The sequence below is a fragment of the Bacteroides congonensis genome (genome assembly GCF_900130125.1).
Lineage (GTDB): Bacteria > Bacteroidota > Bacteroidia > Bacteroidales > Bacteroidaceae > Bacteroides > Bacteroides congonensis.
Window position 1 is genome coordinate 841,317 of the sequence record NZ_FQXY01000009.1, and the last position, 20,478, is coordinate 861,794.

Consider the following 20,478-nt stretch of genomic DNA (forward strand, 5'->3'; position numbering starts at 1 on the left):
ATAATTCCCAATCCAAGAAAAATGAACGACATTGAATCACTACGCCGCCTCACCGAGACAGTCGAAACGGCAGGAGCGGATATCGCCCCGACTTACATTGAGTACGTACAACTGGCATTTGCCATCGCCACAGATTGCGGCGAAGCCGGACGCGACTATTTTCACCGTCTCTGCCGCATGTCCGCCAAATATCAGCGTGAACAAGCCGACAGGGTATTCTCCAACGCACTCACCACGAAACATGGCGACATACATCTGGGCACAGTGTTCCACCTCGCCGAAACCGCAGGGGTAACCATCCGCAAAGACGAAGTTATGAACAGCCCGGCGGGTACAAAAGGTACAGCAGGTACACCCCGCAATTTTCTCACACACACGTGCGCGCGTAATAAGGTAAGAAATGACGAAACTTGCGGAAACGGAGAAGAAGAACTATTGCCGGGCAGTGAACCGCAGCATCCGCTACCTACCTTCCCCAAAGCTGATTGGCCGGAGTTTCTGCAACGTATCATAAGCTATGGAAACACTGCGGCCCAACACGACATCATGCTATTAGGAGCATTGACAGCCTTAGGTTCTTCCATGGAACGGTATGTGCGTTGTTCTTATGGCGGTAAATACCAGTATCCCTGTATGCAATGTTTCGTCATCGCTCCTTCCGCTTCCGGCAAAAGCATCCTTTCCTATATCCGGTTGCTCGTAGAACCTATCCACGACCAGATTCGTACAGAAGTGGCCGTACAGATGAAAGCGTATAAGAGAGAGAAAGCAGCTTATGAAGCAATGGGCAAAGAGCGTTCAAAAGTGGAAGCTCCGCAAATTCCTGCCAACAGGATGTTTCTCATTTCCGGTAATAATACCGGCACGGGTATCCTGCAAAATATCATGGATTCCGAAGGAACAGGACTTATCTGTGAAGCCGAAGCGGATACCCTTTCCACTGCCATAGGCTCGGATTACGGCCACTGGAGCGACACGCTCCGCAAAGCGTTCGACCACGACCGCTTGTCTTACAACCCCGTACGGATCAGGAATACCGGGAAGTTAAAAAGAGCTTTCTTTCCGTCCTGATTTCCGGAACACCCTCACAAGTCAAAACTTTTATTCCAACGACAGAAGACGGTGCTTTCTCCCGTCAACTGTTCTACTACCTGCACGGCATCTGGAAATGGGTGAGCCAGTTTACAGAGGACAAGATAAATTTGGAAGAGGTATTTACCGCTATGGGATTGGAATGGAAAGGGAAACTGGATATGATAAAAGCACATGGAATTCACACACTCCAGCTCACGGTTGGACAGAAAGAAGAATTCGACGCACTCTTCTCCCGCCTGTTCTCCCGTTCGAGCATAGCTAATGGCAGGGAGATGTACAGTTTCGTAGCCCGCCTGGCTGTCAACCTGTGTCGTATCATGGCGGAAGTAGCTGTATTGCGTGCTCTCGAAAGTCCGCAGTCTTATCAGTTCAAGGTATCCCCTGCTTCCAGCTTTACTCCCGACAAGGAGATTCCTACTGACAACATCAATGACGGTATTATTACCCGTTGGGACGTAACTATTACTCCCGAGGACTTTAAAGCTGTGCTTGCACTTGCTGAACCTCTCTACTGTCATGCCACGCATATCCTGTCTTTCCTTCCTGCCGTAGAAATCAGTCACCGTTCTAATGCCGACCGGGATTTCCTCTTCGAACAGTTGGGTGAAGAATTTACCCGCGCACAGTTGTTGGAACAGGCAGCTGCCATGGGAATCAAAGAAAACACTGCCCTCACCTGGTTGAAACGATTGACAAAAAGCGGAGTGCTTATCAGTATAGACGGAAAAGGAACTTACGCGCACGCACGTGTGCGTGTGTAAGGGAGCCCCGGAAAAGTGTACCTGCTGTACCTGCCCGTTATTAACAACGCAGTGATTGGTCTATACCAAAGCGGCGCTTTACGAGTGCTAAAGCTTAGCTTTACGTCCTCTAAAGCGCCGCTTTAGCAGTCGTAAAACGCCGCTCTCCTAAGGCTCGCCCAACGCATCCACAATCACCCTCACCTCCAACGGTGTGAAAGAGCGATGTTCCGGTTGATAACCCAAATCATACAGGCGTTGTAAAAGTCCGGGACACCGTAGGATCCATTTCTTCATTTTCCGGTAAGCGGCAATATCGGTAAGTTCGGGAGAATAGAGTTGCGCCAGCTCCATGCGTCCATACGCACGTATTCTGAATTCTTTCATGATGGATAAGTTTCTGATTTACTGTCACAAAAGTAACAAAATATTTCCACATAACCAACGATTTCCCATTGAATAACCGACCCTAATTGCATATAACCGACAAGGTATGAGCATAACGGTACACAACCGATTTTCCGGTAGTCCGGGGTTGTATCTTTGTATTGTCGAAAGGGGAAAGAATCCCGGAGACACCATGTATAACCCTTTAAATTATTGTTTTATGATTCGTTACAAAATTTATCAGAACCAGCAGAAGAAAGGCTTGAATGCGGGAAAGTGGTTCGCCCGTGCGGTAAGTGATGAGACGTATGATTTGGGCAAGCTTGCCGAACATATGTCGAAGCACAATTCACCGTATTCCGGCGGTGTCATCAAGGGTGTGCTCACCGATATGGTGGACTGCATCAAGGAGCTGCTGCTCGACGGCAAATGTGTGAAAATTGACGACCTTGCCATTTTCGGTGTAGGTATCCGCAGCAAGGCTGCCGAAACGTTGGAAGAGTTTTCGCTGGAGAAGAATATCACCGGTATGAGACTCAAGGCACGTGCCACCGGCAATCTGTCAACGACCAACCTGAAGCTCGACAGCCAACTGAGACAGCAGGCGGAGTATCAGAAGCCTACCACTTCCGGTGGCGGCGGTTCCGGTTCGGATTCCGGCAATACGCCTGATCCGAACCCGGATGATGGCGGAGAGACTCCTGATCCGGATCCGGCAGCTTAACCCTTGCCTCTATCTCCTGTCTCTCCTATTTTCTGTGAGCCCTTCTTTTTACGAAGGGCTCGCTAATATTAAATTATTTAATCTTAAAAAATCGACTTATGAGCAATTCATCATCACGCCGCTCCGTATGGAGCCTGGTTCTCAAAATTATCATCACTGTAGCCACCGCCATCGGCGGTGTGTTCGGAGTGCAAAGCTGTATGTAGGCTAATGAGGACTATTACGCTAATTATCATTCATTGCAGCGCTACGCCGGAGGGGAAATCCCTCTCGGCGGAAGCCTGTCGTTCAGACCATATCCACCACCGGGGATTTCGTGACATCGGTTATCATTTCTATATCACACGTGACGGGGAAATCCATCGGGGACGGTCGCTTGAAAAGGTTGGGGCACATTGCCGGAACCATAACGCACATTCGGTAGGTATTTGCTACGAAGGCGGGCTGGATGCGGAAGGAAAGCCGAAGGATACTCGTACCTTAGAGCAAAAGGGTTCGTTGCTTGCTTTGTTGAGGGAGTTGCGGAGACAGTTTCCGAAAGCGTTGATTGTGGGGCATCGTGATTTGAATCCGATGAAGGGGTGTCCGTGCTTTGATGCGGTAAAAGAGTATTTGCAGGTATAAATTAAAAAGACGAATGGCTGACAGAAGATTTCATTATCAGCCATTCGTCTTATATTTTCTATAATAACCCTGAATTTATTCGTACTGCCAAATATCATCCATGGTAATGGGCACATAAGCACCATCTTTCATCTCTATGATAACAGAAGGTTCATGTACAATAAGAGTGTGCCACATTCCAACGGGGACTTGAACACCATAAACACCTTTCACGGGATTCAAATCATAACGACCGCATTCAACTCCTTTTTCGTTATAGAAAAGTTCGGTGACATGACCTCTAAGCAGAATTACGGTTTCACTAGTCGTTGTGTGACGATGAATGGGAACATGCGTTCCCGATTGCAAGGCATTGAGCATACGTTGTGAAGTGTCTCCATCGCCATTACGCAAATCCAGATTGACACGACGTCTCTCATTGGTTTCAGCTTGAGACAGCAACTCATCAAGCAATTGGTTATTAATTTCCATCATTCCTTTCGTTAGCTTTAGCATGCAGATACTCTTCGTGCAAATGATAATACTTCTTTTTGAACAATATATAGGCTACACACAGCAATACCAACACCACTACGAGATACAGATACTTGTTCACCGGCAGATAGATGGCACCCAAAGAAATTACCAACTGCAAAGCCATGTAGATGGTGGACACCGTCACATGCTTAATATGCAGTTCATTAGCCATCAGTTGATAAGCATGCTTGCGATGGGGTTGACCTATATTCTCGTGTAGCATGATGCGGTGACAGATAGTAAGCACACTGTCCACACCATATACCATCAACAGCACTATAGCCCAATAGTTTCCGCTCTGTAAAATATAAGAGCCCAGGAAATAGAGCAGAATAAATGCAATGGAGACACTACCCACATCACCGGCAAAGCATTTTGCCCTGGTGCGGAAGTTGAACAGGCAGAACACCAATACACTCAACAAAGTCACAATAATGAAATTATTATCGGTGTATTCCTCCTGCATATTCAAGAGCAACAAGGGAATCAATACCGCCAATGAATAGCCACCGGTGATACCATTTATGCCGTCCATGAAGTTATACGCATTGATAATACCTGTACATACTATAAGTGCAATGATAACCACCCACCAATACTCAGGCAGTAAAATGCCCCACTGATAGAACATGAGCGTCATAGCGGCGAAATGTACAATCAGTCGAAATTTATTGGGTACCGAATGAATATCATCGGCAAAACTGATGCCACCCAACATGGTGAGCCCCAACAGGAACCGCGGACATGTTAAACCATAAAAGGCGGCATAAAGCCAGGCTCCAAACAAGAAAATAATACCACCGCCACGCAACACTATAGAACTGTGCGATGAACGCAAGTTGGGTTTATCTATAATGTTACACTTATCGGCAATCTTGAAATATGCTAATTCAAGAACAAGCAACAATACTGCTATCAACAGATATACGACCATACTTATTTTGTATTTGCAAATGATTTAACGGTTTGTGTCAGTCCTTCTTCGGCACGTATGGGCATTTTATCTACCCCCAGCGCCCTTTTTATTTTGGCATTGCTCACCACATAGTTTTCGGTAAGTTTCGTCAAACGCTCCGAGTTCAGCGGCAGGTGCAAAACGTCTCCCACTTTTGCCATGCCGTTCATCAATCCCTTGGGCAGATGCCAGATGTGTGCCCTCTTGCCCAGCGCATTGCAAATGACTGCAATAAGCTCGTTCGTTGACAAAGACTCATCATCTCCCATATTGTAGATGCCCGAAGCGACATCTTTGGTAAGCAACCCCTCAATGGCAAAACAAAGATTGCCAACGGAAGTAAAACAACGTCGGTTTTCAAATGCCCCCAACGGCCAAGGTATCCCTCTTTTCACTACACCGTAGAGCAGATTGAGATTACCTTTGTTTCCGGGACCGTGTATCATACATGGACGCAGGATATACACTTGCTTACCGGTTGCTGGATGAGACAAGATATACTCTTCAGCCTTAATCTTGGACTCACCGTAAGGCCCCACCGGCTTAGGAACAATATCCTCAGTAAGAATATCGCCCGGAACAAAATCGGCAGCAGCCTTTACAGACGAGAAGAAGACAAATTTTCCGGCCGATGACTGAAGGAACCAGTCATAGATTTTCTGTGTCAATCCGGTATTAATCTTGAAATATACCTCCGGCCCCGATGTTTTCTTCAAATCGTGTGCCTTGCCGGCAAGATGGATAACAGCATCTACTTGTGGAATCTTATTTTCATCAAGGTCGTTCCAGGAAAAGGTCTTGACTACACCCTCCTTTTCAGGAGCAACAATGTCGAGACCATAAATCTCATGATTCCGGCCCATGGCTTTCACAATATTACTTCCTACAAAGCCATGGATTCCGGTTATAAGTATCTTCATATTATTCTTTTGTAAAAATCAACTCAAAAACTTTCACAAAGTATTTCAATCCAAGCAACGGCATACATGTCCATATTCCATTTTCACGACACGCACGGACAATCTCCTTGTTCAATATCCAGTTACTCTTCAAGTTAGCGGTACTCTTACCTCCTGTGCGCATCTTCATGAAATCCAAATGCAAATACTTTGATTTCAATTTATTTGAATAAAGGAAACGAGTCAGCAACTCGTAATCAGCCGCAATCTTATAGTCATACTGGTAATAGCCATATTTCTCAAAATTGTGCTTATATGTATAAAACGAAGGATGTGCAGGCATAAAGCCAAAGCGGAAACGCCAAGGCGCAAAGTTCTTAGACGAATAATAGCGTACTGTCTTATCCAAATCACTGTCATTCACAAAGCGAACATCACCATACACTGCCTCGATGGATTTATCCTGTTCAAAAGCCTCTGCTACCTTTGAAATCACATCCGTGCGATGAAAGAAGTCATCCGAATTGATAATGCCCACTACGTTACCGGTAGCCATTTTGATACCTTTATTCATGGCATCATACATACCCTTGTCCTTCTCTGAGAACCATTTCATGCGGCCATTGAATTTAGGCTCATATTCCTTGATTATGCTCACGGTTTCATCCTTAGACAAGCCGTCGGCAATGATGTATTCCAAATCTTTATAGTCTTGTTTAAATACACTCTCGATGGTGTCCCGTAGAGTTGCAGCGCTATTCCAAGTAACTGTTACTATAGAAATCCTCATAATTTATCATTAGTCATTAAACCACACAGCTTTACAGCGAAATATTCCAACGATTCTTAATAAATACCTTCATTTTCTCCTTATCCTTGCCACAAACCTTCTTACAAGCTAGGATATTACCATCCACCATAGCACGATACCACCATCCTTGGATGAATGCGAACAAGAAACCCTCCTTGCCATCAAGGAAACCACCTCTCATAACATAGCGATAACAGAAATATACAAAACTACGCCAAAACAATGGGAGCTTGTTATAATTATTCTTGCGGTTATGTTTCTCCTTTGCTTGTTTGCCAAGTCCCCCATTTTTGTCTCTATCATTACCCCCTGAAAAGTTGAACTCATCATTCAACACCTCGCAAGCTTCACGCTGTGCATAGTTGATGTGTTTGCGACAATAGTCACCCAAATCAATTAAAGAATGATCACAGAAATCATTATTCAACACTATTGAATGCCCCTCTTTCAGCGCAATATGCTCATCCATCAAGCGAGCATCGTCATATCTGCCCATACCTTTGCGAAACATACGCATAATCAACACAGGATATACGCCATGCTTTACCCACCTATCCATAAAGATGTGACGACGCTTCAACTCTATACCAGTCACCTCCTTGGGCAAAGTAGGCAACTTCGTTTCAATCTCTTCCACCAATTCTGGCAGCAAGTACTCATCTGCATCAATACGCAGCACCCATTCTGTCAATATCTCTACATTATCAAGTGCCCAATTAAACTGTTCCGCTTGATTACCCGGATATTCGTGAACAACAACTTCCACATTTTCAAACTCTTTACATATTCCTACCGTTTTGTCGGTAGATGAGCTATCTATCACGATGACCTTTTTGGAAAATGGACATACATTTTCCAAACAACGACGAATATGTATTTCCTCATTGTATGTGAGGATGATGGTTGTTAAATCAAGTTTATTCATTTTTCAGTTCTCTCTTCTTAATAAATTTTGCAGGGTTACCTCCAACGACAGTCCATTGTTCAACATCCTTACAGATTAAAGATGCTGCAGAAGCCACTACACCATCACCAATACATATTCCTGGAAGCACCCTGCAACCTGTAGCAAGCCATACAGCACTACCGATAGTAATTCTACGCGTAATTAATGAAAAATGTGGACTATTTATATCATGTGAACCTGTAAGAATATAAACATCCTTTCCTATACAAGACTTTTCACCAATTGTGATAGGAGCCATTGCATATACCCAAGATTTTTCACCTAACGAAGAAAGGCATCCCATTGTTACATTCCACGGGTATTCAATCTTGCAGGACGGATGTAAACTACAAGTATAATCTATTTTACTCCCAAAAAGGCGAGTTAACCACACTCGATATCTCCGAAAAATTCCCAATCGAGAGGGACTCCAACGAAATATGGTACAATTTACTGTCACCCACAATAAATTCTTAATCTTCTCATTACGGCTCAAGCCATTTGTTTGTATGGGATTAAAAAGAGAAATCATCTTGCCCCCCCTTTCGTTGCTAAAGAAAAGCTAAGATTATCCTTTACATCAGTCCCTTTTAATATTCTATCTTTTAACACCTTAGCAGGATTACCTCCAATTATTTTCCATCGTTCCACATCCTTAAAAACACAAGCCCGAGCACCAACTATAGCCCCTTCGCCTATAGTTACCCCCATGCTCACAAAAGCATCAGCTGCTATCCAAACAGCATCTTCAATCACAATAGGAGCGGTAATAAGAGGATGTAATGGATCTGTTGCATCGTGGCTGGCTGTACAAAGAAAAGCACCTTGTGATACAGTCACATTGTCACCTAATATTATAGGAGCTACATTATAACAATCTACATTAGATGCCAAACATGAACATCTCCCCATGATCAAATTCTTTGGATAGTAAACTTTTGCTGATGAATACACCACGGCAGTGGAATCAATCTTAGCCCCAAACAATCGAAGCAACATACGCTTCCATCCGCTTCCCATGCTTCTTGGTAACGGTCTCGCTAAACAACTCCACACGATACTCCAAACCAAACGCACACATTGATGCTTTCGACCTAAGGTATTATGATACTTTAACAAATCTATTTTTTCCATCACACACTAATCAAAGAGTATACACAAAATCCGGTTTGGCACATTTGCCAACCACCCATCTATATAAATCGTTCATCATACCAGCCACTTTGTGCTGTTCATATTTTTCTTCCATCAACTTACGCCCTCTCGCTCCCATAGCTACAGCGTCAGCTTCCGACATTCTCAATATTTCAAGCATCACCTTCGCTATAGTTTGCGGCTCATTGCCCTTCCACCATCCACATTGATACTCATTCAATTCGCTCCAAGGCGTACCCAATGAAGCATATACTGGTGTACCACAAATTAGAGCTTCAGGTACAATCATACCAAAGTTCTCTTGCGTACTAGGAACCATCAATGCCCATAAGCGCGATAGACGTTCATATTTATCCTTACCATTCACAAACCCTACAAATTCTACACAATCATCCAGCCCCAAACGCTTAACTTCCGTTTTCAAAAATTCTTCATAACAATCATCGTATTTACCCATAATTTGTAAAGACAACCCGTTTTGCTCTTCTTTCGATAAAAGAGTAAGCGCATAAATTAGATTCTCTACTCTTTTAATAGGGTGCAACCGCCCCAAAAATCCTATCTGTTTACGACCTTCTGGTTTATTGATAACAGCTTCCACTCCTTTTGGAAAAACCACAGGATTAGGAATTACCGCAATAGGACCTTTATAGCCGAAAGTTCTACAATGTTCCATTTCTTGCTTGCAGGTAGCATGTAGACAAGTCGCGTTATGCACATCCTTATTAAACCATAATTTCAGCATAGGCCACTTTTTCCATCGCTTAATAGCAAGTGCAGAAGGATACAGCATACCATGGGGAGAAATAATATATGGCTTCTTTTTGGCACGTGCCATTTTGCAAGTTACGTGGTTAGAATACATCCACAAACCATTAGTATGGTAAATGTCACAATCAGATTCAGCTAAAGCACGCTGCAAATTGGCAGAAAAAGCTAAAGGCGTTTTATAATCATTTGCCACTTCAATAAGCCAGCCACTCCCCTTACCCAAATTAGGTCCCTTACCATCAGCGCTTTCGGTAGTTAGTAAATGAACTGTAGCTCCCAAGTCTTCCAACCCCTCCAAAAGGTCACGAGTACAAGTACTAGGACCACCAGATGAAGCAGATAATCCCTGTATAGTCTGTAATACTTTCATTATTTTTAATTATTCTGCTTTTGAACAAGGACCGTCTTCTACTACATAACTTTCACCTTGTAACATCGATTGGCACAATTTATACAATTGCTCGGCAGCATTCTTTGGACTCCACACATCACGTATTGTCTTGTAAGCCTCTATGCTCATTCTTTCGCGTTCTTTAGGGTGTTTTATCAGCCAAAGCACTTTATCGAATAAATCATTCTTTTTCTTAAGATTAAATGAAAAGCCGTTTATGCCCTCTTTTATAAGATAAGGAGTTGAACCTGTCTCTATGGAACTTACAGGACAACATCCGCAGCTCATTGCCTCATTGAGTACGGCACCCCATCCCTCATTCTTATCACTGGTAAAACAAAAAATGTCATGCATGCGCATAGTCTCTATTACTTTACTGTTATGCATACTACCAAGCAGGTGAACAACCCCCTTCAAACCTTTACGTTGTATTAAAGCTTCTATTTTACTATATTCGGGACCCGTTCCAATCATATTGATTATAAAATCCACTTTTTCACGATAAAGCAAGGAAGCCAGTTGAAGCATCCGTTCCGGATGCTTCAACTGTAAAAATCTTGCTACCCACAAGATTTTTACAGTGGAAGCATTTCGCTTTGCCTTTTGTATAACTTCAATATCAATATCTGGTACAGCAGTAAAATATCCCCATTTATAACATTTCTTCTTGAATGACTGCATTAAACGAAAATCTCCTGCTGCATAAGCACTCGAACACAAAGCATAGAATGGCTTACCATGACAAGAAGTGTGATAATACCACTGTTGTTTAAGTAAACGAGGAGACAGTAAGTTTATCACCCCACGTTTCAACCAACGTTCACTATTAATAAATGTAATTTTGTTTGTCCGAATCCTCTCTTTTAAAAATATCAAAGGCGCAGCAGCGTATATCATCACATCTACCTCACGAATTAACCTCAATGCCTTCTGCACAGATTCCTTACCATCAGCCAACCGAATCAAGTAGGGTCGGCTAGAAAAGTCATTCATATCTCCACCTTTGCTATAGTCATTATCAACATCACCTGTCTCCACAAACCAATAATTTCCATTGGTCAATTTATATAGTTCATCAGCAACACAAGCCTGATGAATATTCAATGCTATTGATACAAATACTATTGTCATACCTCAAGTATTATTTATTCCAACCTATTTTTCAGTTTCTTATAATCAGCACAATGCCCAATCATCAACCAATAAACAAAGCAGAGAAACCCACCTGCATATAAAGCATACCCCTCAAACATAGCATGTGTTATCATTGCAAGAAACATATACATTCTCATTTGGGCCACTACGCTTCTATCCCTACGTACACTTTTGTATGCACTTAATAACACACATAAATAGGGTATCATACCAACCACTCCTGTCATAGAAAGAATAGATAAATGAGTAGAGCCTGACTCTACCCCACCCGCAGCATTATAATCTTCTGAGTTCCTCAAATCAACAGAACAAAACCCAATTCCCAAAACTGGATTCTCCTCAAATTCTCGTATTCTATTATCCCATTTATCCTCACGACTATCAAATGTGCTACCAGCCTTTTCATTACGTTGCTGCTTAGTTATCAATCCCGTTGCAATTCTATCTGCAATAGGTATAGCTACAATTGATGTTACTACCAGCAATCCAATAAGAGCCTTTCGGCCACCACCCAAGTCTTTCATAAAAAAAAGTGAATAAACAATAGGTACAACCATAGCCAATGTAGCTCCTCTACTTGCTGACATTACAACTGCCGCTGCCGCTATAAAAAAAAGTGCAATAAGAATCTTTTTACGATAAACCACATATGTGTTAAGAAACATCAATGCCACAAGTGCAGACATAGGTCCAAGTAACATTGAATGCGCATAGAGTCCTCCGAATACACCTGCTGACGTAACATCATGCATCAAATCTTTACGCACTAAATTAATGCCGAGGAAATAACACACAAATGAACCTATTGTAAGAAATGTGAGAAGTATTAATATATTACGGTACACAAGACTCCTAAAAGCTATTGCTGTAGGAGAAGAAATACATGACGTACATAGTAATGTTACACATAGAAACAATAAGTACCGGATATTAGAGTTGAAAAAAGGTTCAGTTGCCCCTAATGCACTTAGAAAAAAGGCTATATACATTACCACATACAGTCCATCGATTTTCAGTTTGCCACATGCCAATATATATAACAAACAAACCATACACACGGGAATATATATACTTCCTAATAATGGAATACTAAAGCCTGTTATGCCATTTATCGCAATTATCGTAAACAACCACGCCATTCGCTTACAATTGATCGTAGCATCTACATTTGCAAAAACAGGTAAGTTTATCAAATAGTTAAGAATTTTATTCATTGTAATTCATCACAACGTATATAATAAAAAATTTATTAACTGATATACTTCAAATATCCTGCAACAAGAGTGTTTATATCATATGGATGTATCAAAGTCTGCTTCAAATTTTGCGATTTAGCATTAGCAATCAATCTAGCCAATGTTTTATAATCATGTGGTTCAAATGTCCACAAATCTTCATCATCTTTCCCAATATATTCAGCAACCCCTTGATACTTACATATCATAAATGGTACACCACAGGCTGCTGCCTCAGTACATACACATCCAAATCCCTCAAAATAAGTTGGCAACACAAATAAATCCAACGATTGGTAATATCCCCTCAATTGAGAATGCTCAAACTCAGAAAGTATCTCAATATATTGTGTCAAATTATTATTAACTATATATTGTTTACAGTTGCTCAATGTGGGGCCAGAGCCAACAAAAATTATTTTAATATCATGAATGCCATTGTCAACAAGTATTTTTAGTGCTTTAAGGAGTGTTATTTGATCTTTCAATTCCACAAAGTTTGCTATACAACCTATGGTATAAGGCTTAATGTTTACTCTTCTTTCTAAATCCTGCGTTTTTTCCAAGGGTTTAAACTTATCACAATCAACTCCATTATATAATACATAAACATCCTTTATTTTTGGTTTACGAACTCCTTTCACAGCACTTAATGCATTGCGGTAGTCATCATAATAAAGATGTTGCGGTGCATTAGGAAAACTCAGTAAAGAATCTTTCATTCCTTCACTGACGCAAACATGCAAATCCACTTTCTCAAACAATTCAATACTTTTATTTGCTCTAAAAATTGCATTCCATTTTTTTCTCGCCCATTTTCCATTACGTATGGTAAAGGGATCGCAATCATGATGTTGAACGATAGCTTTTATCTTTGGGTTAAGATTCTTCAGAGCCAAAGTATAGGCAGCAAACTGAGAAGTATGACCATGAGCTACTGCAATGTCATTAATCTGAATACCAAGTTCTTTGACTCTCTTTATAAATAGGTAGGAGTTAATATCATTCGTCAATCCATTCAGAATATAAGAAGGCATTTCAATACTATCGAAGTAGTACACCTTTATCCCTTCATAGTCATAGGTCATAGTCCTTGTCCAAGGACGCTTAGGCTTAAATACTATGACTTCATAGTCACTATTCTTTTCAATTGCCTTTACTTGATCATACACATAAGGGCCTCTAAAAGAATCTTTCGTAGGAAAAAAAGGCGTAATAGATATATATAGCTTTTTCACAGGATATATAATAAACTTTTCTACATTAATAAGATTAGAAATAGCATTCAAATTACCATTCTCTTTTCTTACTTTCGCCAAAAAATACCATTCTAGTGATAGGGTTAATAGAGATAATGCGGTCTATGATAAGACACAAAATTACCACAATAACAGCATATGCAAATGCTATGACAAATTGTAAGAAAAAGCCCATAGGTACATTGACTACATCATGCAAACATTGTGGCAAAGTTGTTATAAACAAATAATGAATAGCATATATTGGTAACGTGTTCTTGCCAACAATGCTCAATGCTTTAGCCCACTTTACTTTGTCAGGAATCTCTTTGCATGCCATCCATATTACCACGCAGCCACCAAGAGCTGTTGTAGCAAATATTGCATAGCTCTGCAAGTAAGAGAAATACCATCCCACAATAACCGTTACGAGACCTAATGCATATGTATATTTGTTCAAAACAGCACTATATATACATGGATATTTCCGGCACATTATACCCAGTGCAAAAAAAGGGAAGTAGTACTGTACATTTTGTATAGGCAACAGTCCTGCAAGTTCTATGTCTTCTATTTTGCCTATAAGTATAATCGCATAGAGGGTAGAATAAAAAACTATATCTGACACTATACCATACTTGAACTTCTTTGACGCATAAGCACACAATGTACTTATAACATCACACCACCATAATGCCAAGAAAAACCAATACCCACCCCTGTATACCATTGATAGTGGAGATGTTACAACACCATTGCAGACGTTTAGCAATACCGACCATACTATTAACGGAACAAGCAACGCTCTGGTGCGCAACACAAAACGATGTACAACAGCTTTCACACTCTCATCTCCGTCTTTATAAGCAAAGAAACCAGCTATCATGAAAAATATAGGCATTTGAACAATGCTCATAAATGCTCGTGGATAACTATCTGCCTGCATTCCAAATTCAAGAATGTGCCCCATAACTACAAATAACATTGCTAGCCCACGCATGTAATCTAACTCGGGAATTCTTAAATAAGTTTTTTGTATCATTATACACATCATATTGATTATATAGAAAAAATTCAATCCAAAAATTAAATCTTAGGCAAAAGTTTTCTATGCTTGATTATATATCTTAAACCGCTCAATTCAAAATGCAATAATGCAGGTTCAGGACTCAAACTCATCCTTGAACGAAACCATTTTCCTGACAAAGTATTCACAACATTAACATTACTAACTGCTGTAGAATAATTCATAGATTTCGCTATTTCCAAGCACTCACAATCTACTTCTTGAGGACCACCAAAAGGAAAGGACAACACTTTGCTAGGACATTTCAAATCTGACATCAGTTCTTTTATTTTTTCTTCATGTGAAAGTTTTGCTAATGGATAATGAGAATACGTATGCCAACCGATCTCCCAACCTTTTGTTCTAAGTTCATTCAGTTGTTCAATGGTTGGACATCCCAATCTTTGTTCAGCATACTTCTTTGGCAATGATTTTATGACTGAATCAATGGGATAAGTTGCGTCCAGTGCGTTCAACAGCCTCACCCCCTTTGAAATAGAATCATCCAGAAATGCAGGCCATAACACGCTTGACCATATTTGTAGACGATTATTGTCAGTAACATGAATATCTAAGCATCTTTCACCAAATCTAAGTTTGTATTCACCATTTGGCACATAGCTTACCCAATGCAAAAGCAAATCAATAGTAAGTGGTCTAGCTTCTTCATTTCTCTCACCATCATCACTATTTGGCGGCAATAATTGCCCAGAAACAAACAAATAGGCTGGGATACCTCTTGCAAACAAATATGGGGCTGCAATTTCCACTTGATTCTGATACCCATCATCAAAAGTTACCGTTACAGTCTTTGCATCGTCAAGATCCAATGAAAAACCATAAAAACGTGAAATTTCATCTATGATGGTTTTAAAATCAGATAGCGAACACGAGACTCCGTTTGCAACATTTTTTTCAAAACAATCGTCTGGCAATACATTATGAAATGTGATGATTCGTTTTCTATCCCTGTTGAAAAAATACGCCAATCTATGCAATTGTAAAATATAACATATTTGAGCTATCAATTTTGTCATGTACTACAAAATATTTCTGTTACTAATAAAGGCTATAACAATCTTAATATTTTCTTGCTAACCTGCTTTACGCTAACTACAACTATATGGATAAATGGTTTAGGATCATGCCAATCTAATACATAATAAGCATTTGCTGTTATTGCTTGCCAACACCATTTTAGGAATGAGACCTTTCCCTCAAATACATTATAAATATCCAATAATTGCATTAACAGATAAGGAGTTTTTATCCGAATGGATTCTATATAATCTTCAGTTAGTGTTCCTGTACAGTATTTAACCCAACACAGTGGATAGTTTACCCCCGCAGCCGTATACAAATACCCATTCCCATCATTACGCAAATTTATTTCCAAAAAATAAAACTTATCACCTTTGCATAAAAGTTCTATACTAAAAATTCCATCATATTTTATCTCCTTTAAAAATATAGAAATCGATTTTTTGATTTGCTGAGGGTAATCATTAATATCATCTAAACGTATGTAAACAGACTGTCGTTGCAAATCATCCCGAATCTTTCTCACTGCTCCTGTAATAATAGTGTCTTGACCATGATTATACGCAAAACCTACAACATCTATTTCGTAATCTTTATCAATATACTCTTGCAGCAGATAATCAACTCCTTCATGAAAACAGTTTTTTAATTCTTCTTCGTTTTCACATCTGAACATATCTGTTTTTAAACTAGTAACACTGCTATTACCTTTTATTAAACAAGGAAAACTGATGCATTTAGGAATATCCTCCTTATTTGCAATATGATAGGATTTTATTATTGAGAATCCACTCTTTTCAGCTATAGAAAATGTATTCCATTTATTCATATAATGATTTATCATTCCTTGCTGCTCATTCACATTAAAAATAAAGAATTTATCTTTCAATGCATCATAATGATTATCTAAAAAACATATTGAAGCATCGCTAGCACATAAAATAATAGGCTTATTAGGCTCGTTCCAATAATTCTTACGCAATATCTCAAGTGCATTGTCCAATGATTCAAGATGATAAAGTTCTGATATATATTTACTGAATCTCAAACTACACCAATCGAGTCTACAATGTTCCAAGAGTACTATAATTGGATATCTCTTTTTGCCTAAACTTTTTATCAATCCAAGTGTATTATAGTGACTTCCGCCAATAACAATAATCTTATTGTCTGTACCTTTTTTTTTCATAACAAATTACTTTTGTAATCAAGAAAAGCTATTTATGCAACTTATAAAGAATATAATCAAAAGAGCTCCCTAATACTCGTCTAGCCTTAAATCCAATTTTCTCAAGCAACGACATGTCGCTCACTTTTTTTTCCCCATTACTAGGAATGCTAGTCACAAAATCTGTATTATTTTGTGTACAAACAGAAGGAAGAACTACATAAAGTTTTATAGCCTTGTGCCGTACCCATCGTGCCCAATGATCACAAGGAACACAAATTGGCAAATTCTCTTTCAAGAGAGCTTTTGCTGCAGGCTGAGTAATTATATAAGCATCAGTACAATATCCGTTATTTACTTCTCTTATTTCTTCTCCATCAACCACCTCGTTAGTATAATTTGAAAGTAGAAAAACCTGAGGTAGACTGTGTTCTAAAAAGAGTTCCACTCGTTTTACTGTAGATTTGAAATTTTCCGTTAAAACAATATCATCTTCTAATATACACGCATAAGGAATATTTTCATCTATCATTCTCTGATAAAGTGAGTAATGAGATAAACAGCAACCTATTTCACCTAGCCAAATATCTCGCCCCGTACAACAACGAAACCGGAAATAATTCACTTTTGAATCTCTTTCTTCCTTTGGCATTTCCTTCGCATAAACAGCCGGGAAACGTTCATATGCGATACACAATCTTTTGAGTTGAGCATCTGCTGCTATAAGACGCTCTTTGTCTTTATCTAAATTTATCAAGAATGTTTGCATGTTAATACTGTTTTAAGCTTTGTTGCCCAAGATAATAGCCATGGCAGCTTTGTCGCTAACCAAATATAACGAGCCGAAGTCAAATGAATCCTTTTTTGTTCGTATTTACTCATAACTTCTTTAAATTTTTTCTGTAAAGGCCGATTCCATATCTTGCCAGTTACAGCATGAGAAGGTATGCATGTTGCGAGATTTGTAAGTCGAGGAAGAAAACCATTAGTTGGTTTTATGTGATACTTGGAAATAAACTCATAAAGATTAGTCAAAACTTTGAAAGTATCATCTATAACTTGCTGATGAATGTTAGCATTATGATATGCAGAACCTTCACGAAGACGATAGTAATAATTGGTATAATGAATCTTTATAGGATTGGTTGTCAGCAACTCGCACTTACGCATGAATTCCAAGTCCTCGCCCAATATTATACCTTTTGTAAAACGAATGGCATACTCTCCATTTTTATCCCAAAATTTCCGGTTATACCATATAGTTGGATGCGTATATGAAATCCACCTTTTGTAAAAAGTATCTAAGTTATCGCATTCATCATATGATGTAGTTTCAACAGCGTATGGAATTGCTTCGCCATCATTAAACATCTTAATGTCGAACATTACTATATCTTTTTCTTTCAATAATTCTACATCAACAGGTGTATTTGAATCAATAAGATCATCTGAATCAACAAACCAACACCATTGTCCTTTTGCTATATCCAGCCCTAAATTACGAGCAACGGAGACACCTTCATTCTGTTTGTGAATTACCTTGAAGCGCGTATCTTTTACTGCATATTCATCACAGACGACGCCACTATTATCCGGCGTTCCATCATCTATAAGGATTGCCTCCCAATTGGTAAATGTCCAATTGATAATTGAGTCTAAACATGTACGTAGATATTTATCTACGTTGTAAACAGGTATGATAATTGAAACTAAAGGCATAAATCTAAAAATATTACAATCAAAGGACAGGTTATATCAATAAGCTAATTGCAAAAGTTTGAAGCGGGGAACCATCGAAAGTCTATAAACAACCACTGCTACAATTATGCAAATAAACACAGCGATAACGGTTAACATAATTGTACTTGGGTGTAAAAGAAATGATATAGCAGCCAATACTGTTCCATGAATACAATAAATAATAATTGAATAAACTCGCAACTGTTTATATACAGCAGAATCTTTTAATGGCATAGTGTAAAATACAGCAAACACAAGAATAGTAAATGGTATACTAATGTATTCTATCGGACATACTGGCGTAAGCAATAAGATAGAAACAAGTAGAAGTAATTTTACATACTGTGGCGTCCTCCCAATAACTCTTACAAATTTATCTGACGAGCAATAATATCCTAACATCATCCAAAACATTCCTCTCCAAAATGAAAGAATTAGACTCCCTACATGCACTCTATACCATATATGGCAACTGTACAACTATCCAAAAAAGATAAAGAAATAATGTTCTTTTTTCAAACATAAGTAATTGCCTATTCTTTTCTTTAGTTGTTGTAAGGCTACGTACCTTACAGAAAAAGAAAAAAGAAGAGATAACAAAAAATGTTGATACACAGACATTGGATATATTGTTTATGAGTACTCCAAAATAATCATTGGCAAGCATCTCGAAAACACAACTATGTACGCCAACGATGATGATTGACATTATGAACTTTAACAAATCAATACCGTTTAGATTTCTCATAATATTGATTAGGTCACTGCTTCTACTACCCTTCTAATCGGCTTTTCCATTTTCCGCCAAACAATATCCCATAGTACTATCCTCAACCTATCAATCACAATAGCAACGACAAATACTCCCACAACAAATGCAAGAATACATATTTCATTCACAAATACCCAATCTGTCATCTGGTAAAGACCTGACACTACAGGTTTGTACCACACACTTAGTGCAAAAGGATTAGCATGTAATAGGTAAACCGCAAAACTTGAAGATGACACCCACACAATAACTCGTTGAAAATGAAGAGGGAGATACATCTTTTCAAAGATAAAGAAAAAGGCGCATGCTTCAAGAATAACGAATGGACTGTTATATGCAAATAGTGTCCAACTGACTACGGATACATGGTCGCATAAGACTGGCAGATATGCAATTGCCACACCAAGGATAGTGAGCAAAATAGCTATCAACATATATGAATATATATATGTGTACTGGTTATACCTCGTAAACTTAGGTTGATACACCTTGAAATATCTGGCCAAAAGGTAGAGACCAACGAACGATAGGACTGAATAGCCACCCTCGTATATCGGTAGTAACCCAGTCCAACCATATACAAATTGTAACACATAAAACGCTATCAGTACCCTTTTGAAAGTTCGCCTACTAGTATGCTCTACCAAGGCATTCAATGCGGGACTAAGTATATATAGCAAAAGGTATGCACTAACAAACCAAAGAGTATTAATGACGGTTAGGCATTTGGTAATATTGTTCATCGATACGGGCACTTTCCCCAATGCCGCCATCACACCAAATGATAATATAAGAAAGAAAAATACTTGAAAAAAGAAACCTACAAGCGACTTTACCTTAGGTCTGATGCCAAACCAACCTGAGATTAGCACAAATACATCCACAGAAATTACAGATACAGACTGTACAAATGTAATCCATGTCCATTCAACGGGCGCACAGACTATCATCTCTCCTGTAGGAGAACCCATTGAGTAATAAGCAGTATGCACTATCAATACCAATAGCATAGCGCAGATACGCAACAATTCAATATGGGGTTGCCTCAT

The 20,478-nt window shown here is 39.4% G+C and carries 22 protein-coding genes and 1 pseudogene; 4 read left to right on the forward strand and 19 right to left on the reverse strand.

Annotated elements, in window-relative coordinates; all coding sequences use genetic code 11:
• Positions 1 to 21 precede the first annotated feature (21 nt).
• Positions 22 to 1,856: pseudogene (locus tag BQ7997_RS10155) on the forward strand (DUF3987 domain-containing protein).
• A gap of 147 nt (positions 1,857 to 2,003) precedes the next feature.
• Here BQ7997_RS10155 and BQ7997_RS10160 read toward each other — a convergent pair.
• Positions 2,004 to 2,222, reverse strand: a complete 219-nt coding sequence (locus tag BQ7997_RS10160; RefSeq protein ID WP_044653407.1) for a DUF4248 domain-containing protein — start codon at positions 2,220 to 2,222, stop codon at positions 2,004 to 2,006.
• Positions 2,223 to 2,442: 220 nt separating this feature from the next.
• Here BQ7997_RS10160 and BQ7997_RS10165 point away from each other — a divergent pair, with 220 nt between their 5' ends.
• From BQ7997_RS10165 to BQ7997_RS10170, 3 genes are all read left to right on the forward strand, one after another.
• The gene (locus tag BQ7997_RS10165) at positions 2,443 to 2,946 is read left to right on the forward strand and encodes an HU family DNA-binding protein (RefSeq protein WP_073346528.1); all 504 of its coding nucleotides are present in this window, start codon (positions 2,443 to 2,445) and stop codon (positions 2,944 to 2,946) included.
• 98 nt (positions 2,947 to 3,044) lie between these two features.
• A complete protein-coding gene (locus BQ7997_RS25480; RefSeq protein ID WP_022136901.1) occupies positions 3,045 to 3,152 on the forward strand; it encodes a smalltalk protein in 108 nt (35 codons plus the stop codon).
• Between the two features lie 4 nt (positions 3,153 to 3,156).
• Positions 3,157 to 3,570: an N-acetylmuramoyl-L-alanine amidase gene (locus BQ7997_RS10170; protein ID WP_044653406.1), complete on the forward strand. Its 414-nt coding sequence runs from the start codon at positions 3,157 to 3,159 to the stop codon at positions 3,568 to 3,570.
• A 75-nt stretch (positions 3,571 to 3,645) separates the two neighbouring features.
• Here BQ7997_RS10170 and BQ7997_RS10175 read toward each other — a convergent pair whose 3' ends face one another.
• From BQ7997_RS10175 to BQ7997_RS10260, 18 genes are all read right to left on the reverse strand, one after another.
• Positions 3,646 to 4,041, reverse strand: a complete 396-nt coding sequence (locus tag BQ7997_RS10175) for a WbuC family cupin fold metalloprotein (RefSeq protein ID WP_073346531.1) — start codon at positions 4,039 to 4,041, stop codon at positions 3,646 to 3,648.
• The gene (locus BQ7997_RS10180; RefSeq protein ID WP_073345955.1) at positions 4,031 to 5,020 is read right to left on the reverse strand and encodes an MraY family glycosyltransferase; all 990 of its coding nucleotides are present in this window, start codon (positions 5,018 to 5,020) and stop codon (positions 4,031 to 4,033) included. Before BQ7997_RS10180 ends, BQ7997_RS10175 begins: the two co-directional genes overlap by 11 nt.
• 2 nt (positions 5,021 to 5,022) lie before the next feature.
• Positions 5,023 to 5,961: an NAD-dependent epimerase/dehydratase family protein gene (locus tag BQ7997_RS10185; protein WP_073345958.1), complete on the reverse strand. Its 939-nt coding sequence runs from the start codon at positions 5,959 to 5,961 to the stop codon at positions 5,023 to 5,025.
• A gap of 1 nt (position 5,962) precedes the next feature.
• Positions 5,963 to 6,730 carry a glycosyltransferase family 2 protein gene (locus BQ7997_RS10190; protein WP_073345961.1) on the reverse strand — a complete coding sequence of 256 codons (768 nt, stop codon included), beginning with the start codon at positions 6,728 to 6,730 and terminating at the stop codon, positions 5,963 to 5,965.
• A 31-nt stretch (positions 6,731 to 6,761) separates the two neighbouring features.
• Positions 6,762 to 7,676 (reverse strand): glycosyltransferase family 2 protein, encoded by a 915-nt coding sequence (locus BQ7997_RS10195; protein ID WP_073345963.1) that lies wholly within the window; start codon positions 7,674 to 7,676, stop codon positions 6,762 to 6,764.
• Positions 7,669 to 7,956: an LbetaH domain-containing protein gene (locus BQ7997_RS24930; protein WP_083589207.1), complete on the reverse strand. Its 288-nt coding sequence runs from the start codon at positions 7,954 to 7,956 to the stop codon at positions 7,669 to 7,671. The genes BQ7997_RS10195 and BQ7997_RS24930 overlap by 8 nt, the downstream gene beginning before the upstream one ends.
• A 269-nt stretch (positions 7,957 to 8,225) precedes the next feature.
• Positions 8,226 to 8,831, reverse strand: a complete 606-nt coding sequence (locus tag BQ7997_RS10205) for an LbetaH domain-containing protein (RefSeq protein WP_073345969.1) — start codon at positions 8,829 to 8,831, stop codon at positions 8,226 to 8,228.
• A 10-nt stretch (positions 8,832 to 8,841) separates the two neighbouring features.
• Positions 8,842 to 9,993 carry a glycosyltransferase gene (locus tag BQ7997_RS10210; RefSeq protein ID WP_073345972.1) on the reverse strand — a complete coding sequence of 384 codons (1,152 nt, stop codon included), beginning with the start codon at positions 9,991 to 9,993 and terminating at the stop codon, positions 8,842 to 8,844.
• Positions 9,994 to 10,002: 9 nt separating this feature from the next.
• The gene (locus tag BQ7997_RS10215; RefSeq protein WP_073345975.1) at positions 10,003 to 11,145 is read right to left on the reverse strand and encodes a glycosyltransferase family 4 protein; all 1,143 of its coding nucleotides are present in this window, start codon (positions 11,143 to 11,145) and stop codon (positions 10,003 to 10,005) included.
• A gap of 14 nt (positions 11,146 to 11,159) precedes the next feature.
• Positions 11,160 to 12,383 carry an O-antigen ligase family protein gene (locus tag BQ7997_RS10220; protein WP_073345978.1) on the reverse strand — a complete coding sequence of 408 codons (1,224 nt, stop codon included), beginning with the start codon at positions 12,381 to 12,383 and terminating at the stop codon, positions 11,160 to 11,162.
• Between the two features lie 35 nt (positions 12,384 to 12,418).
• Positions 12,419 to 13,723: a glycosyltransferase family 4 protein gene (locus tag BQ7997_RS10225; RefSeq protein WP_083589208.1), complete on the reverse strand. Its 1,305-nt coding sequence runs from the start codon at positions 13,721 to 13,723 to the stop codon at positions 12,419 to 12,421.
• Positions 13,695 to 14,684, reverse strand: a complete 990-nt coding sequence (locus BQ7997_RS10230) for an acyltransferase family protein (RefSeq protein ID WP_159436755.1) — start codon at positions 14,682 to 14,684, stop codon at positions 13,695 to 13,697. The genes BQ7997_RS10225 and BQ7997_RS10230 overlap by 29 nt, the downstream gene beginning before the upstream one ends.
• A gap of 44 nt (positions 14,685 to 14,728) precedes the next feature.
• Positions 14,729 to 15,745 (reverse strand): polysaccharide deacetylase family protein, encoded by a 1,017-nt coding sequence (locus tag BQ7997_RS10235; protein ID WP_073345985.1) that lies wholly within the window; start codon positions 15,743 to 15,745, stop codon positions 14,729 to 14,731.
• A gap of 32 nt (positions 15,746 to 15,777) precedes the next feature.
• Complete coding sequence (locus BQ7997_RS10240) at positions 15,778 to 16,938, reverse strand: ATP-grasp domain-containing protein (protein WP_073345988.1); 1,161 nt, start codon at positions 16,936 to 16,938, stop codon at positions 15,778 to 15,780.
• A gap of 28 nt (positions 16,939 to 16,966) precedes the next feature.
• Positions 16,967 to 17,686, reverse strand: a complete 720-nt coding sequence (locus BQ7997_RS10245; protein ID WP_073345990.1) for a glycosyltransferase family 25 protein — start codon at positions 17,684 to 17,686, stop codon at positions 16,967 to 16,969.
• The gene (locus BQ7997_RS10250; RefSeq protein ID WP_073345992.1) at positions 17,671 to 18,636 is read right to left on the reverse strand and encodes a glycosyltransferase family 2 protein; all 966 of its coding nucleotides are present in this window, start codon (positions 18,634 to 18,636) and stop codon (positions 17,671 to 17,673) included. The genes BQ7997_RS10245 and BQ7997_RS10250 overlap by 16 nt, the downstream gene beginning before the upstream one ends.
• Before the next feature lie 475 nt (positions 18,637 to 19,111).
• Positions 19,112 to 19,405, reverse strand: a complete 294-nt coding sequence (locus tag BQ7997_RS26105; RefSeq protein WP_073345995.1) for an acyltransferase family protein — start codon at positions 19,403 to 19,405, stop codon at positions 19,112 to 19,114.
• Positions 19,406 to 19,413: 8 nt separating this feature from the next.
• On the reverse strand, positions 19,414 to 20,478 hold the full coding sequence (locus tag BQ7997_RS10260) for an acyltransferase family protein (protein WP_073345997.1): 1,065 nt from the start codon (positions 20,476 to 20,478) through the stop codon (positions 19,414 to 19,416).